Below are 16,500 nucleotides of genomic sequence, written 5' to 3'. Positions count from 1 at the left end.
GTCCCAGCGCATCGTGAAGCCTGAAACTGGCAAGCCACCTTGTTCTCCACCGGCGCAGGACGTTGCCAGCGCGTCGGTCCTCTCCTTTGGCCCGTTCCGCCTCTTTCCCGCGCAGCAGTTGCTGCTGAAACACGATACCCCCGTGCATATGGGCGCGCGCGCGATCGAGCTGCTGGCCGCGCTCGCGGAACGCAGCGGCGAACTCGTGTCCAAGACCGAACTGATGGGCCGCGCGTGGCCCAACACCGTCGTGGAGGAGAGCAACCTCAAGGTGCATATGACCGCGCTGCGGCGCGCGCTTGGCGACGGCCAGGAGGGCCAGCGCTATATCGCGACCGTGGTGGGTCGCGGCTATCGATTCGTCTCGCCGGTGGTGAGCGGGCATTCCCCGATGCAGTCGCCCATGCCGCCGCAACTGGCGTCGCGGCTGCCGGCACTGACTACCTGCGTCGTGGGCCGCGCCGATGCCATCGAGGCCATCGGACACCAGTTGAAACAGCATCGTCTGGTGACGGTGCTGGGGTCGGGCGGTATCGGCAAGACGACCGTCGCGCTCGGCGTGGCAACGGCCGTTGCGCGGCGGCAGGATACCCATGTCTGTTTCGCGGATCTCGGCGCGCTGGGCGACAGCCGGTTCGTCGGCAATGCGATTGCCGCGGCGGCCGGCCTCACGCCGCAGGGCGGCGATTCCATCCCCGCGCTGGTGGAAGCATTTGCGCAGGCCCTCCGCGGCCGTCCCACGCTGATGGTGCTCGACAGCTGCGAACTCGTCATCGAGGAAGTGGCCGCCCATGCGGACCGGATGCTGAGCGCGATACCCGAGTTGTGCATCCTCGCGACGAGCCGCGAGACGCTTCGCGTCCGTGGCGAATGCGTCTATCGGCTCCAGCCGCTCGAACTCCCGCCACCCGCGCCCACGCTGACCGCGAAACAGGCGCTCGCCTATGCCGCCGTGGAATTGTTCGTGCGGCGCGCGTCCGAATGCGTGGACGAATTTCGCCTGCGCGACGACGATGCGCCCATCGTCGCCGATATCTGCCGACGGCTCGACGGTATCGCGCTCGCCATCGAACTGGCCGCCACGCGCGTCGATGCATTCGGCATCCGCGAACTCCAGCTGCTGCTCGACGATCGCTTCCGCATCCTGATGCAGGATCGCCGCGGCGCCCTGCCCCGGCACCGCACGCTCGGCGCCGCGCTCGACTGGAGCTACAACGCGCTGCCGCCCGACGAACAGGCGCTGCTGCGCAGTCTGTCGGTCTTCGTCGCGCCGTTCACGCTGGAGTCCGCCATCGCGCTGCACCGGCAGCACGGCGCGCGCGACATGCCGAATTCCGCATGCATCGTCGACGAGCTGGCGCGACTGGTAGCCAAGTCCCTCGTCGTCGCGGATCTCGGCGGAAATGCCGTGCGCTACCGGCTGCTCGACACCACGCGCGCGTACGGGCAACGCAAGCTGCAGGAAGCGCGCGAACTCGACCTGTGGCTGCACCACCATGCGCAGCTGACCATGCAGCGGCTGGCGAAGGCCGAATCCGAATGGGACGCGCGGCCCGCCGACGAATGGCTCCGCGACCATCACGACAAGATCGACGACGTGCGCGCCGCGCTGAAATGGGCGTTCACGTCCCGGAGCGCGGACGGCGCGGACGGCGCGATGGACGCGGCCACGAAGGACATGGCGCTCTCGCTGACGCTGGCCGCCATTCCGCTCTGGATGCATCTGTCTCTCTACGACGAGTGCCAGCAGTTCGTCCGCCGCGCACTGCGGATCGTCGATGCAAAACGTGAGTCCGTGGTGGCGATGAAGCTCACGGGCGCCCTGGCCGCGGCCCTGCTCTACGCCACGGGCTCCACGCCGGAGGCCGGTAGCGCCTGGCAGCGCACACTCGCCCTCGCCGAGCACAACGACGATGCCGAACATCGCCTGCGCGCGCTGTGGGGACTGTCGGTCTATCACACCTATCGCGGCGAGCACCGCACCGCGCTCGAACTCGAGGCACGTTTCCGCGCGCTCGCGGATGCGGCGGGCGACGCGTCCGCGCAATCGAGCGTCGATCGCATGATGGCGACGTCGTTGCGCTATCTCGGCGACCAGACACAGGCCCAGAGCCATCTGGAACGCATGTTGTCCGCCTACGTGGCGCCCGCGCGCGGCTCGCATATCGCGCGCTTTCAGCTCGACCAGCGCGCGGCCGCCTACGGCACGCTCTCCAACGTATTGTGGCTGCGCGGCTATCCCGATCGCGCGGTCGATACGGCCAGGAACGCATTCACGCATGCGCAAATGACCGCGCACGCGCTGTCCATCTCCAACGCGCTCGTGCACGCCACCTGTTCCATTGCATTGCATGTGGGCGACTACGCGGGCGCGCGCCAGGGCCTCACGCTGTTGCGCGAACACCTTGCGCTGCATCCCATCGGCTACTGGAATGCGCTGAGCGTCGCGCTGGACGGGCTGCTGCGGATCGCGCTCGGCGATCGCAGCGGCATCGCGATGCTGCGCGAATCGCTGGACGCGCTCGACGACTGCGGATTCCGGCTGCGCTTTCCGGCGTTTCTCGGCGCGCTGGCCCAGGGCCTCGGCGCCGAGGGCAACCTGTCGGGTGCCCACGCCACGATCGATGCCGCCATCAGTGCGGCCGTCACCAGCGGCGAGTGCTGGTGCATGGCGGAACTGCTGCGCATCAAGGGCGAGCTGTGGCGTACGGAATCGCGCGATGCGCATGCGGAAACCTGCTTCCTGCGGTCCATCAGCACCGCGCGCGAGAGCCATGCGCTGTCGTGGGAGTTGCGGGCGATGACGAGCTACAGCCAGCTGCTCGGCGCGCATGGGCGCGGGGCGGAAGCCGCCACCGCGCTGGACGGCGTGCTGTCGCGCTTCACCGAAGGCCACGGCACAGCCGACCTGCGGCAGGCCGCGGCGCTGATCGAACGGCTGCGGCACGACATGGTCGGCTGATATCGGCTGCCGTACGCGGCAGTCGGATGCAGTCGGCTGCCGTGCCCGTCAGCTCGGCCTGTACGCGTCTCGACACCATGCCGCCCGGCCCACCCTGCCTTACTCCGCCACGACGTTGGCCGCCTTCGCGACGGCACCCCACTTGTCCGTCTCGCTCCGGATATAACCGGCGAACTCGTCGGGCTTCGTCGCCACCACTTCCGCGCCGAGCGTGGCGAGCTTGCTCTTCACCTCCGGCATCGCGAGCACCTTCACCATGGCCTCGTTCAACTGCTTCACGATCTCGGGCGACGTGCCGGCCGGCGCGACGAGCCCGCCCCACGACGAGGCGTCGAACCCCTTCAGCACCGACTCGTCGATCGTGGGCGCATTCGGAAACGCCGGCACGCGCTTCTTGCTGGCCACGGCGATCAGCTTGAGCTTGCCGCCGGTCACATACGGCCGCGCGGCCACGGCCGTCGTGAACATCATCGACACCTGCCCCGCCATCACATCGGTCATCGCGGGGCCGTCGCCCTTGTACGGCACGTGCATCATGTCGAGCTTGAGACCCGACTTGAACATCTCGCCCACGAGGTGATTCGACGAACCGTTGCCCGCGGAGGCGAACGTGTACTTGCCCGGATTCGCCTTGACCTCCGCCACCAGTCCCTTGATGTCCGTCGCGCTGACCTTCGGCCCCGCCACCAGCACGATCGGCACGGTCGTGGTCTGGCCGATCGGTGCAAAGCTCTTGTTGACGTCGTAGTTCAGGTTCGGATAGATCGTCTGGCTGATCGCATTGGGACCGACGTTCGCCATCAGCAGCGTATAGCCGTCGGCCGGCGATTTCGCGACCAGTTCCGCCGCGATATTGCCATTGGCACCGGGCCGGTTCTCGACGACGAACGTGCCGCCCGTGACGTCCTTGAGCTTCTCGCTGAGCACGCGCGCGGTGGTATCGGATGCGCCGCCCGGCGGGTAAGGCACGACGATGCGCACGGGCTTGTCGGGATACGCGGCAAAGGCCACGCCCGAGAGCAGCGTGGCCAGCCCGAGCGTCATGCGCAAGCCTTGGACGATCGTGCGTCGGTTGATGGTTTTCATGGTTGTCTCCTCCACGTTCTGATTATCGGGGTTGGATGGGAATCAGCACAGCGCCTCTGGCGAGCGGCTTGACTGTCCTGCTGTAGATATTGAGCCAGCCCTGCTCGCTGGCACCGCGGATCGGGGTTGCCGATGCGCGGCGAGCTTCCATCTCCGCGGCATCGATCAGCAGGTTGATCTGGCGGCCCGGAATGTCGATCTCGATCTCGTCGCCGTCCTGCACGAGCGCGAGCGGACCGCCGGCCGCCGCTTCGGGACACACCTGTCCCACCGCGACGCCGCGATTGAGGCCCGACAGCTGGCCGTCGGTCACGACCGCGACCTTGCCGTTGAACCCGGCACCCTCGACCGCGGCGACGAACGACGAGGCGAGCGCCACGCCCGGCCCGCCGATGGGCCCCATGCCGCGCAGGCACGCGACCGTCCCTTCGGTAATACGGCCGCTGGCCAGCGCTTCGATCGCTTCTTCCTGCGAGTGGAATACGAGGGCCTTGCCGCGAAAGCTTTCGGCCTTCTCGCCCGCGTTACCGAGCTTGAGAATGCTGCCCTCGGGGGCGAGCGAGCCCCGGAGGATCACCAGCGAGGGCTTCGTCGACACCGGATCGTCGAGCGTGCGGAGAATCGATGGCGACGGCGCCTCGTAGGCGTCGAGGATCGCCTGCCACGTCTTGCCCGATACGGTCATGCACGACTGCTCGATCATCGGCGCAAGCCGCTTGATGGTCCCCAGCGTGCCGCCCGCCGCCTCGAGCTCTTCCGTGCGATGCGGGCCATTCGGCTTGACCGTCGCCAGCAGCGGCACCTCGCGACCGAGGCGATCGAACAGCTCGTAGAGATCCACGTCCGTGCCCGCTTCTTCCGCCACGCCCTGCAGATGCCGCAGCACGTTGATCGACGTCGACAGCGCCAGCGCCACGCGCACGGCATTGCGGAACGCCGCGGGCGTCAGGATGCTGCGCGGGTTCAGGCCCTCGTTGACCATCTCGACGATGCGCGCGCCGGCCGCGCGCGCCTGATCGACCATCGCCGGCGAATTGGCGAGCACGGGGCTCGCGCCGGGCAGCGTCAGGCCGAGCGCCTCGCAGACGATATGCATCGAGTTTGCCGTGCCGAGGCCCGCGCACACGCCCGGACTGCGCACCGCGCGCTTGCACATGCCGTCGAGGTCTTCGAACGAGAGCTGCCCCGTCACATGCATGCCGACTTTCTCGAACACGTCCTCGATATCCACGTGCTCGCCCTTGTACTGGCCGCTGGCCTGATAGCCGCAGATCACGACGAGCGTCGGGATATCGAGCCGCGCCGCCGCCATCATCTGCCCCGGCGTCGTCTTGTCGCACGAGGCCAGGCACACCATCCCGTCGAGCTGCGCGCCCTCGACCTGCACCTCGATGTCGTTCACGATCAGATCGCGCGACGGCAGGATATAGCGGCCCTGCTTCCCCGCGCTCGTGATGAAGTCGCTCGGCGCGGCCGTGCGCACCTCGAAGGGCACGCCGCCCGCCGCGCGGATCGCGGTCTTCACGTGCTCGGCCACGCCATCGAGGTGGCTGAAGCAGCTCGACAGTTCGGACGAGGTGTTCACCACTGCGATCTTCGGCTTGTCGAGATCCGCGTCGCTCAGTCCGAGCGCCTGCCATTGCGCCTTGCGAAGGGCCCAGCGCGTGGTGCCCGGGGTGAAATTGCTGCGGTAGTTGCGGGCGGTCATTGCAAGTCTCCAAGAAAGGCGCCGTTCTTCTCCAGCATCTGCTGGACGTCGGTAGCGGGTACGCGGTGCACGCTCGTTTCGCGATCGACGGCGGCCGCGACGGTCAGGCCTGCCGCCTCGCCCATCGCGAAGCATTGCGCGGTCACACGGATGGATGCCTGCGCACCGTGCGTGGCCGATGCGCAGCGGCCCGCCACCATCAGGTTGTCGAAGTCCTCGAGCAGGAGCGAGCGCAGCGGAATCTGGAAGTACGTCCCCGGCGGCAGCCAGATCCATTTGGTGGCGCGGCCCGCCGCGTGGTCCTCCATCGGCCATGCGCAGCACGCGATGGCGTCGTCGAAGCGCGCGCCTTCCAGCACGTCCCGGTCGGTCAGTACGTAACTGCCCACGGTGCGGCGGCTTTCCCGGATACCGATCACGGCGCCCGTGTCCATCACGAACGCGGATGCGAATCCGGGCACGTAATTGCGAAAGGCCTTCAGGTACGTGCACACCTGCTCGCGTCCCGCCATCTCCGCGCGCGACATCACGCTGAGGTCGAACGGATTCGGAGATTTGCCGTCCACCGCCACCTTCGTGATGTTCAGGTGCGCCAGGCCGGGACGTTCGGCGAATACCCCGCCCGCGGTGCGCGGCAGCTCGTAGCCGTCGGCCACGGCCTGCTCCAGCCGCTCGCGCAGCGCGGGGCGGCTCAGCGTGGCCAGCGCGTCGGTATCGACGCCGCCGAATCGCACCATCGTGGTCGGAAACTGCAGGTCGCCTTCGGAGATCTCGCACGGCGCGCCGGCAAAGCTCACGAGGTCCGCATCGCCCGAACAATCGATGAACGCCTTCGCCCGAATGGCAAGACGCCCTTCCTTGGTCTCGATCAGCACCGCATCGACCTCGCGGTCGCGCGTGGCCACGCCGACCACCATCGCATGGAACAGCACCTCGACCTTCGCTTCCTGAATCAACTGATCGAGCGCGACCTTCATCGCGAACAGGTCGTACGGCAGCGACGCCGTCTCCAGCCATCGCGTGGGCGTGCCCAGGCCGTCGAGCCAGCGCAGGCGCTCGATCACCTCGTCGCAGAAACCGCTCACGATCTGCGTGACTTGCGATTCGGTCACGGCATAGAGCCCGCAGATACTGCCGAGGCTGACCGAGGTCAGCGTGCCGCCGAGAAAGCCCTCCCGTTCCAGCAGCACGACCCTGGCGCCCGCGCGCGCGGCCGATATCGCGGCCGCCACGCCCGCCGCGCCGCCGCCCACCACGCAGACGTCGGCGGCGCGGAAGACCGGCGTGGACCGAGCGGGTTCGGACACCATGCCGTATGAATACGTAGTCATTTTTTCTCCAAAAAATGCGCGATCCGTTGCCGTTCCCACTTTTACGCGCTTGAACCTAAATGGTTACGTAGTCATTATACGCAAAAAAATCTGGCCGCCAACCTCAGGACGTCGTGCGCCGCAGCACGAGGTCGTTCGGCAGCACGAACGCGCGCGGCGGAAGATCCGGCTTCCCCATCCGATCTTCGAGCCGTTCCACCACCTGCTCGACCATCGCCGGCAGCGGCTGTTGCACGGTGCTCAGGCTGATGCAATCCCAGCGCGCCATCGGAATGTCGTCGTAGCCGACGATCCAGAGGTCGTCCGGCACCTGCCTGCCGCAACGCCGCGCCGCATCGAGGACCCCGATCGCCACGATATCGTTGGTGCAGAACACCGCGTCCAGTGCCGGACGTTCGGCAAGCAGCGTCTGCATCGCGCGCATGCCGTGCTCGTAGCCGAAGTCGGTGGCATCGGCCCGCACGAAGGCATCCGTATCGACGAGGTCGCCAAGCCCCTCGATGAACCCGCGCTCGCGTTCGCGAATCGTGCTGGCCTTCGATCCCCTGCCCGGTGCCGCAGAAATCAGCCCCACGGACTTGCGCCCCGCGGAGCGGAAATACTCCGCCACGCGCCGGCCGCCCGCGTAGTTGTCGCTGACGATCGTGTCGAACAGGTCCGTTCCCACGGAACGGTTGATCAGGATGATGGGCTTGTCCGCGGCGACGCGCGCAAGCATCTCGCGCGATTCGTCGAGCGCCGCGGCAAAGATGACGCCATCGGTCGCACTCTCGGCGAGCGCGCGCACCGTGGCTTCGTCCATCTTGCCGTCGACTTCCCACACGGTGGTGCGGAAGCCGCGCAGCGCCAGACGCTCGACCAGCAGTTGCAGCAACAGCGGATACAGCGGATTGGAAAGACTGGCGACGACCACCGCGACGGTGCCGCTGCGGCGGGTCTTCATCTGGCGCGCGGCGGCGCTCGGCGAATATTCCTGGTCCTGAATCACCTTCAGGACGCGCGCCTTCGTCTCGGGCTTGACCGACGGCAGATCCTGCAGCACGCGAGACACGGTAGTCTGGGACACACCGGCCAGCCGGGCGATGTCGATACTGGTCAGCCGTTTCGTTGCGACAACCTTCGTCGCGCCACCCTTGGTCATCGCGCCACCGGTCCCGGAATTGAGTTGGCCCGCCCTACACGATTCGAACGTGTGACCGCTCGCTTAGAAGGCGAGTGCTCTATCCAACTGAGCTAAGGGCGGCCTGGAGAAGAGGCCCGCATTCTACCGCACACGCCGCCGCGCAAGAAGACCCGGCGGTCCGCGGCGTGGCTTACGGCCGCGCGGACGGTTGCGGCTTGCCCGCGCCATCGGGCGCGGACCGCTCGTCCTCGCGCACGCGCGGGCGGCGCGGCATGCCGGGCGCATCGCCGCTGTCGTGCGACGACACGCAGTTGCGGCCCATCAGCTTGGCGTCGTAGAGCGCGCGATCCGCGCGGCGCATCACGGCATCGGCGTTCTCGCCGGGCTGGCGCTCCGCCATGCCGATACTGACCGTGTAGGAAATCGGATCGGGCTCCGACGGGCACGGCGTGGCGCGCACGAGCGTGTTCAGGCGCAGGCTGGCGGCGCGCCCCGCTTCCATCGTGGTGGCGGGCATCACGACCGCGAACTCCTCGCCGCCCAGGCGCCCGACGATCGCGCCCGGCGGCGCGTTCCGGCGCAGCAGTCCCGCGAAATGGCGTAGCACGCTGTCCCCGGCCAGATGGCCGTACACGTCGTTGATGGCCTTGAAGTGATCGAGATCGATGAACGCGACCGTCAGCGGCTGCTGCGCGCGCTCGGCCTTCCTGCACGCGGCCTCGAGTTCCTCCCAGAACGCGCCGCGCGAGAGCACGTCGGTCAGGTCGTCATGGCGCGCGCGGCGCTCGAGCATGCGGCGCAGGCGATCGTGCGCCATCAGCGCGAAGCTGACCGACAGGCCGACCATGCCGAAGACGAGCAGCACGAGGATGCCGTCATGCGGCGCGCTCTGCGCGAGGGCCGGCAGATGGCGCAGATCCACGAGCATGACGACCGCGGGCGCGATCAGCATGCCGATCAGCGCCGTGCACGCCAGCGCCACCAGGACCAGCGACAACGCGGCAAGCCGGCCCGTGCCGCGCTTCATCGGCACGCACGGCACCGTGATGCGCACGAGTTCGAGCAACAGCAGGATCTGCACGACGGACGCGGCAAGCGTGAGCGACGCCACCGCGGGCTCGGCGGTGGCATTCAGCACGGCGATGCCGTGGGCCGCCGGCGTGAAACCATGCTCCAGCGCATGCGCGCCGCGGGCCGCGAGGCCGGGCACATTGAGCGCGAGCAGCACCAGGCCGCGCCCGGGCCGGCCGACGAAATGGCGCATGCCATAGACCATCATGGAGAGGCCGGCCGTGAGCACGAGCTCGGGCACCGCCTCGAGCGGCAAGGCCGGACGCATCGTGTGGGCCGCGAGCAGCACGACTGCCAGGGCCACGATCAGATCGCCGGCGGCCCACGAACTCAGGCCACTGCGATCCATCCCCGGCGAGCGCCGCAGAACGGCGCAGACGACCGCCATCTGCAGCGCGAACAAGCCTGCGATCAGCACCACCACCTGCGACTGAAACATCTTCTTTCCCGTTCACAAGGGCCCTGCATGGCTCCGCACGGCCATGATGCCCTGATGTTGCGGCCTGCGATGGGCCGTCCTATTGTTGTTCCGCAGGTTCCGGATGCGGTCCGCCGAACGCGCCGGGCGGCGCGCGAGCGAACGATGCTCAGGCTACAGCCGTGCCCCCGCGTCGCTCGCGAAGACTGGCGTGCCATTGTTGTGATTGTCGGGACCGGGTCCGGAAGAGATCTGCCCTGGCCCCGTGGCGAACGGAGCGTCGGACCCTGGCGGTGTGCGGATTATGTCAGCGCGACGCCCCAAGTCAAGCCGAATCCCACCCCGTCTGAAGCAGGGTGCCTCCCAGCGGCGAAGCCCGCACTCCGCCCGCCCTCACCGTCGCATTTGACCCACGCGGTAACAAGGCGCTACAATCGCCGGCTTCGGAGCGTAGCGCAGCCTGGTAGCGCATCTGATTTGGGATCAGAGGGTCGTAGGTTCGAATCCTATCGCTCCGACCAGTTTTGCAGTAGTAAAGCCAGACCGGACAAGGGCTTGCGTCGAGCGACGTGAGCCCTTTTTCTTTGGGACGCGCGCCGGCACGCGCGCTGTGCCCGCCGCACGACGCCGCCACGGCGTGTTTGCCCCCGTCGTGATACAATACGGAGGTCAGTTCCGGGGTACGTGAGCACTCCCGGAAGCCAGGCACGTCAAGATCGGCGGCCATCAAGACCTCCCCTCCACGATTCCCTCGGCGATGCCTGAACCCGCGCGACACCGCGTTTTCACGTCCGGTGCGCGCGTCGCAGGATCTCACTCAACTCGTGCAGCCTTTGGCTGCAAGCAAAGGACTACAAGATTGGCTAAGGAAGAACTCATCGAATTTGGCGGCGTGGTGTCGGAAGCCCTCCCCGACAACCGTTATCGCGTGACGCTGGAAAACGGCGTGGAAATCTGGGCATACGCTTCGGGCAAGATGCAGAAGCACCGCATCCGGATCCTGGCCGGCGACCGTGTGACGCTGGAAATGTCGCCCTACGATCTGACGAAGGGTCGCATCAATTTCCGCCACAAGTCCTGAGTTGTCCTGAGTTGTCCGCCCTTCGGGCGGGGATGTCACCGATGTGACCACAGTGGTGTCATCCCCGCGCCGCAGACTGACGGGCTGCCCGCAGGCTCTTCGAGCCTCCGGCAGCCCGTTTTGTTTTTTGGCCTCCACCCGCCGGGTCCCTCATGGTCTCCCCTCTTGCGCCCCGCTGGGTGCCTGACCATACTCGGGACTCGACCAGCCACCGTCCGCTCATGAATCTCATCCTGTGGCGCCACGCCGAAGCGGAAGACCTGCCTTCGGCAATGAGCCTGTCCCGCAACGCGGACCTCCAGCGCGTGCTGACCCCGCGCGGGCACAAGCAAGCCGAAGCCACGGCCAAATGGCTGCGCAACCACCTCCCCGCCCCCTATCGCGTGGTCTGCAGCCCCGCCGTGCGCGCACGCGAAACCGCCGCCGCGCTCTGCAGCGATGCCGAGGTGCTGGACGTGCTCGGGCTCGGCGCCAGCGTCACCGAGGTGCTGGCCACGGTCGGCTGGCCCGGCACGGAGGACGTGGCCACCCAGACCGTCGTAGTCGTGGGCCACCAGCCGTGGCTCGGCCGCGTGGCCAGCCGCGTGCTGGCCGGCCGCGAAATGCCCTGGAGCGTGCGCAAGAGCGGCGTCTGGTGGCTCACCGGACGGACGCGCGACTCGGACGCGCAAGTCGCCCTGCGCGCCGTCATCCATCCCGATTTTCTCTGACTGCCACGCAGTGTTCGACTTCGCACGTTGCACGTGTCATAAATCTGTATCGTAAGCTTCACATTTCACGTAAAGCTTATGGCGCGTGGCTTCCAAGCCGGTTAGAGTCATTTCCAGCACCCACGCAACACCGTTCTGGTCACGGAATCGTCATGTTCGTGCCACGGCGTTGTCACTGGGCGTCCCTACATTGCCTACATTGTTTCGAAGCCGTTTCGTCACCGAAAGGACACCGAAAGGACACACAATGCGAGACCTTCCGACGCCTACTCAGCCGCTCTTCGACTCTTTGCCGACTGGCCAGACCGGCCAATCGGCGCGGAGGCGTCTTCCTCGTCAGCAAGATGCAACAAATGCAGCGCCTGCTTTCAGCGTGGCGTGGGCACGCCATCAGGACGAAGTAGAAGAAGCGCAGCGCCTGCGCTACAAGGTGTTTGCCGAGGAGATGGGAGCACGCCTCCAGACCTCGACGCCGGACATGGACGTGGACATGTTCGACGCCTATTGCGACCACCTGATCGTCCGCGACCAGGAAACGCTCAAGGTGGTGGGCACCTACCGCGCCCTGCCGCCGCATCAGGCCAAGCGCATCGGCTGCCTCTATGCGGAATCCGAGTTCGACCTCGTGCGCCTGAACCACCTGCGCCCCAAGATGCTGGAAGTCGGCCGCTCGTGCGTGCACCGCGACTTTCGCAGCGGCAGCGTGATCATGGCCCTGTGGGGCGGTCTGGGCGAATACCTGCAGCGTTACGGCCTCGAGTCGCTGCTCGGCTGCGCGAGCGTGCCGATGAGCGATGGCGGCCACTACGCCGCGAGCCTCTACCGCCAGTTCGCGGAGCGTTCGCTGGCCCCCATCGAGTACCACGCGTTCCCGCGCGTGCCGTTGCCCGTGGACGACCTGAACCAGACGCTGGATGTGGATCCGCCCGCGCTGATCAAGGGCTATCTGCGCCTTGGCGCGAAGATCTGCGGCCTGCCCGCGTGGGATCCGGACTTCAACGTCGCGGACTTCCTGACGCTGCTGCGCGTGCGCGACATGAACCCGCGCTATGCGCGGCACTTTCTGGGTCTGAAGTAAAAAAAGCCGCGCGTCGCGCGGCTTTTTTCTTTACACGTACACGACCTTGTAGCGCTTGCCGATGCGCTCCCACTCGTCGGCTTCCTGCGCGAGGCTGTACTCGACCAGCGGGTTCGCGTCGATCCAGTTCTTCGGCAGGCGCACCTCGAAGCCCTCGTCGAGCGCTTCCGAACGCTGGCTCACGCGGATGTCCGGCAGCTTCGCATCCGAACGGCGGCGGCACAGCACGAACGCCAGCCGCAGGCTGAACAGCATGCGCCAGTCGAGGAACTTGCCGCTGCCGGACAGCTTGCCGAGCTTGCCCGCATGGCCGAGCAACAGCGTGGCCAGCCGCGCCTGATCGGTCTTCGAGAAGCCCGGCATGTCCGCGTGCGTCGCGATATAGGCCGAGTGCTTGTGATAGCCGCCGTGCGAGATCGACATGCCGATCTCGTGCAGGCTCGCCGCCCAGCCGAGCAGCGCCAGGTTGTCCTCGCGGCGCTCGTGCGCCGGCTCCGGAAACTGCGCCAGCAGTTCGCGCGCGGCCGCGCCCACGCGGTCCGCCTGCGCGCGATCCACCGCGTAGCGCCGCATGAACTGATCGACCGTGACCGTGCGCATGTCCTCGTGATGACTGCGGCCCAGCAGGTCGTACAGCACGCCGAGACGCAGCGCGCCGTCGGTAACGTCCATGCGGTCGATATCGAGTTCGGCGAATACGCCGAGCATGATCGACAACCCGCCCGGCAGCACCGGGATGCGATCGGCCTTGAGCCCCGCAAGCTTGACGCGATTCGCGTTCTCCGCCTTGATCAGCGCGCGCTTGAGTCGCTCGAGCCCTTCGCGCGTGATGCCATGCTCGGCGGGATTGTCGTTCATGCCATTGAGCTCGATGAGCTCCGCCAGCGCGCGCGCGGTGCCCGACGACCCCACGGCCTGTTGCCAGCCCGCGGCGCGGTACTGGCGCACGAGCACCTGGATCTCGCGGCGCGCGGCCAGTTCGGCCTGCTTCATCGCGTACTCGTCGACATTGCCGCTCGGGAAGAACTGGCGGCTGTGCGAGACGCAGCCGATATACAGGCTTTCCATCAGCTTCGACTGATAGCCGCTGCCGATGATGAATTCCGTCGAACCGCCGCCGATATCGACGACGAGGCGATTGCCCTGGCATGCCGGCGCATCGTGCGAGGCACCGAGGTAGATCAGGCGCGCTTCCTCGCGGCCCGCGATCACTTCGATCGGGAAGCCGAGCGCATGCTCCGCTTCGATCAGGAACTCGGGGGCATTGCGCGCGACGCGCAGCGTATTGGTGGCCACCGCGCGCACGTGCTCGGGCGCGAAGTCGCGCAGCCGGTCGCCGAACCGGCGCAGCGCGTCGATGCCGCGGCGGCGCGCGGGCTGGTCGAGGTACTTGTCGGGGGTCAGGCCGGCCGCGAGGCGCACGGGTTCGCGCAGGGCATCGACCTGAAAGATCTGGCTGGCTGGGCCGGACGCCGTCGGGGTCTCGTCAACGCGCCCGATCATCAGGCGGAAGCTGTTCGAGCCCATGTCTACGGCGGCCAGCAGGCGTGGTGTCTGTGTCATTGCTAGTGTGAAGCACGGGGGTGGCGGGATCGACCGGGTGGCGCCACCGCATCAAACCCCGTAAATTATGTCTTCGTCATGTCCGGAGCATGACAAATCCACAGTGTCATGTAAATGACACACAACTATGGAAAAGTCGCCACATTCCGAAAAAGAACATTCATGACCATGTCGACGACTGCGCCCGGCACCCTGCTTAACCGCGAGCTGGGCATCCTAGAATTCAACGCGCGCGTCCTGGCGCAAGCCGCCGACCCCAACGTCCCGCTGCTGGAAAGGCTCAAGTTCATCTGCATCGTTTCCAGCAACCTCGATGAGTTCTTCGAAATTCGGATGGCGGGTCTCAAGGAGCAGATCCGCGACAATGCATCGGGCACGACGCCCGACGGCCTCTCGTTCCTGCAGACCTATCACCTGGTCACCGAGCGCACGCAGCGCCTCGTGGCCTCGCAGTATGACATGCTGCAGAACGTCATATTCCCCGCGCTCGAGCGGGAAGGCGTCTACTTCCACCTCATGGGCACGTGGACGGACGCGCAGCGCGGCTGGGCGCGCGACTTCTTCGTGCGCGAACTCGGGCCGGTCCTCACCCCGATCGCCCTGGATCCCGCGCATCCGTTCCCGCGCGTGCTCAACAAGAGCCTGAACTTCGTGGTCGAACTGTCCGGCAAGGACGCCTTCGGCCGCGACGCGGACCTCGCCATCGTGCAGGCGCCCCGCGCGCTGCCGCGCGTGGTCAAGATGCCGGAGAAGCTGTCGGGCTACCCCTACGGCTTCGTGATGCTCTCGTCGTTCATGCAGGCGTTCGTGCACGAGCTGTTTCCCGCCATCGACGTGCAGGGATGCTACCAGTTCCGCGTCACGCGCAATTCGGACCTGTTCGTTTCCGAGGACGACATCACCGACCTTCGCGAAGCGCTGCAGGGCGAGCTGCCCGCGCGCCATTTCGGCGACACGGTGCGGCTCGAGGTCTCGTCCGACACCCCCGCCCCGCTCGCGCGCCGGCTGCTGCTGGAATCGGGACTGGGCGAGCAGGACCTGTATCGCGTGAGCGGGCCGGTGAACCTCGTCCGGCTGATGCAGATTCCCGACCTGATCGACCGGCCGCTGCTCAAGTATCCGCCGCACGTGGCCGCGCCGGTCAAGGCGTTTCCGCCCGGCGCGCCGATGTTCGACGTGATCCGCCATCAGGACGTGCTGCTGCACCACCCGTACGAAAGCTTCAGCTCGGTGCTGGACCTGCTGCAGCTGGCGGCGGCCGATCCGAACGTCGTGGCCATCAAGCAGACCGTCTACCGCACGGGCAACGAGTCCGCGGTAATGGAAGCGTTGATGTCCGCCGCGCGCAACGGCAAGGAAGTCACGGTCGTGGTGGAACTGCTCGCGCGTTTCGACGAAGAGACCAATATCAACTGGGCCGAGCGGCTGGAATCGGCGGGGGCGCACGTGGTGTACGGCGTGGTCGGCCACAAGTGCCACGCCAAGATGCTGCTGATCGTGCGGCGCGAGCCCAGCGACGGCAAGAGCATGGTCAAGGGGAAGTCCGTTCAGCTGCGCCGCTACGCCCATCTGGGCACGGGCAACTATCACCCGCGCACGGCGCGGCTCTATACGGACTTCGGCCTGCTCACGGCCAACGAGAAGGTCTGCGAGGACGTGCATCACGTGTTCCAGCTGCTGACCGGCACCGCGGGCACGATCCGGCTGAATCATCTGTGGCAGTCGCCGTTCACGATGCACAGCAACCTCGTCGAGCATATCCGCAACGAGGCCCGCAACGCGCGCGCCGGCAAGTCCGCGCGCATCATCGCCAAGATGAACGCGCTGCTGGAGCCTTCGATCATCGAGGAACTCTACAAGGCGTCGCGCGCGGGCGTGAAGATCGACCTGATCGTGCGCGGCGTCTGCGCGCTGCGGCCCGGCGTGCCCGATATGTCCGAGAACATCACGGTGCGCTCGATCGTCGGCCGCTTTCTCGAGCACCACCGCGTCTACTACTTCCGCGCGGGCGGCGAGGACGTGCTGTACCTGTCCAGCGCCGACTGGATGGACCGCAACCTGTTCCGCCGCGTCGAGGTCGCGTTCCCGATTCTCGACCGCGCGCTCAAGGCCCGCGTCATCAAGGAAAGCCTGCAGGTCCATCTTCGCGACAACGCGTCGGCGTGGATCATGCAGCCCGACGGCGAGTATGCGCGGAAGCCTTCCCGCGCGAAGAAGGCGTACGTGAGCCAGGTGGAACTGCTCGGCATGTTTGGCGGCTAGTTTCGCGGCGCGCGCCGGCGGCGCGGAGATGGCAAAGATGTGTTGGGATCGGCCAGCGGGAGCGCTCACGTTCCTAGACTGGCGCAATCCTCATCAGCGATTGCCAT

The 16,500-nt window shown here is 66.9% G+C and carries 11 protein-coding genes and 2 tRNA genes; 6 read left to right on the top strand and 7 right to left on the bottom strand.

What is annotated here, in order from left to right:
• Positions 1 to 13 precede the first annotated feature (13 nt).
• Entirely contained in the window at positions 14 to 2,962 is a 2,949-nt protein-coding gene (locus AAHB16_RS23515; RefSeq protein ID WP_342052117.1) for an ATP-binding protein, read from the top strand.
• A 99-nt stretch (positions 2,963 to 3,061) separates the two neighbouring features.
• Here AAHB16_RS23515 and AAHB16_RS23510 read toward each other — a convergent pair whose 3' ends face one another.
• The 6 genes from AAHB16_RS23510 to AAHB16_RS23485 all read right to left on the bottom strand — a co-directional run bounded on the left by AAHB16_RS23510 (position 3,062) and on the right by AAHB16_RS23485 (position 9,720).
• The gene (locus AAHB16_RS23510; RefSeq protein WP_342052116.1) at positions 3,062 to 4,048 is read right to left on the bottom strand and encodes a Bug family tripartite tricarboxylate transporter substrate binding protein; all 987 of its coding nucleotides are present in this window, start codon (positions 4,046 to 4,048) and stop codon (positions 3,062 to 3,064) included.
• Positions 4,049 to 4,070: 22 nt separating this feature from the next.
• A complete protein-coding gene (gene ilvD, locus AAHB16_RS23505) occupies positions 4,071 to 5,756 on the bottom strand; it encodes a dihydroxy-acid dehydratase (RefSeq protein WP_342052115.1) in 1,686 nt (561 codons plus the stop codon).
• Positions 5,753 to 7,087, bottom strand: coding sequence for an FAD-dependent oxidoreductase (locus AAHB16_RS23500; RefSeq protein WP_342052114.1), 1,335 nt, complete (start codon positions 7,085 to 7,087; stop codon positions 5,753 to 5,755). The genes ilvD and AAHB16_RS23500 overlap by 4 nt, the downstream gene beginning before the upstream one ends.
• Before the next feature lie 103 nt (positions 7,088 to 7,190).
• Positions 7,191 to 8,228, bottom strand: coding sequence for a LacI family DNA-binding transcriptional regulator (locus AAHB16_RS23495; RefSeq protein WP_342052113.1), 1,038 nt, complete (start codon positions 8,226 to 8,228; stop codon positions 7,191 to 7,193).
• A 25-nt stretch (positions 8,229 to 8,253) separates the two neighbouring features.
• Positions 8,254 to 8,330 (bottom strand) — tRNA-Arg (locus AAHB16_RS23490).
• A gap of 70 nt (positions 8,331 to 8,400) precedes the next feature.
• On the bottom strand, positions 8,401 to 9,720 hold the full coding sequence (locus AAHB16_RS23485; protein WP_150371260.1) for a GGDEF domain-containing protein: 1,320 nt from the start codon (positions 9,718 to 9,720) through the stop codon (positions 8,401 to 8,403).
• 423 nt (positions 9,721 to 10,143) lie between these two features.
• Here AAHB16_RS23485 and AAHB16_RS23480 point away from each other — a divergent pair.
• From AAHB16_RS23480 to AAHB16_RS23465, 4 genes are all read left to right on the top strand, one after another.
• Positions 10,144 to 10,220, top strand: a tRNA-Pro gene (locus AAHB16_RS23480).
• A 338-nt stretch (positions 10,221 to 10,558) separates the two neighbouring features.
• Positions 10,559 to 10,780 (top strand): translation initiation factor IF-1, encoded by a 222-nt coding sequence (gene infA / locus AAHB16_RS23475; protein WP_008641674.1) that lies wholly within the window; start codon positions 10,559 to 10,561, stop codon positions 10,778 to 10,780.
• A gap of 221 nt (positions 10,781 to 11,001) precedes the next feature.
• Positions 11,002 to 11,490: a SixA phosphatase family protein gene (locus AAHB16_RS23470; protein ID WP_342052112.1), complete on the top strand. Its 489-nt coding sequence runs from the start codon at positions 11,002 to 11,004 to the stop codon at positions 11,488 to 11,490.
• A gap of 247 nt (positions 11,491 to 11,737) precedes the next feature.
• On the top strand, positions 11,738 to 12,568 hold the full coding sequence (locus tag AAHB16_RS23465) for a GNAT family N-acetyltransferase (protein ID WP_150371258.1): 831 nt from the start codon (positions 11,738 to 11,740) through the stop codon (positions 12,566 to 12,568).
• Positions 12,569 to 12,598: 30 nt separating this feature from the next.
• Here AAHB16_RS23465 and ppx read toward each other — a convergent pair whose 3' ends face one another.
• A complete protein-coding gene (gene ppx / locus AAHB16_RS23460; protein ID WP_150371257.1) occupies positions 12,599 to 14,131 on the bottom strand; it encodes an exopolyphosphatase in 1,533 nt (510 codons plus the stop codon).
• A 168-nt stretch (positions 14,132 to 14,299) separates the two neighbouring features.
• Between ppx and ppk1 the strand changes: the two genes are divergently transcribed.
• Positions 14,300 to 16,393 carry a polyphosphate kinase 1 gene (gene ppk1, locus AAHB16_RS23455; RefSeq protein ID WP_263364770.1) on the top strand — a complete coding sequence of 698 codons (2,094 nt, stop codon included), beginning with the start codon at positions 14,300 to 14,302 and terminating at the stop codon, positions 16,391 to 16,393.
• Positions 16,394 to 16,500: the final 107 nt, after the last annotated feature.

It is taken from the genome of Cupriavidus sp. OTU4054, from assembly GCF_038440175.1.
Classification (GTDB): domain Bacteria; phylum Pseudomonadota; class Gammaproteobacteria; order Burkholderiales; family Burkholderiaceae; genus Cupriavidus; species Cupriavidus pauculus_D.
The sequence above is the reverse complement of the archived record's forward strand: the minus strand, read 5'-3'. Positions and strand labels throughout refer to the sequence as shown.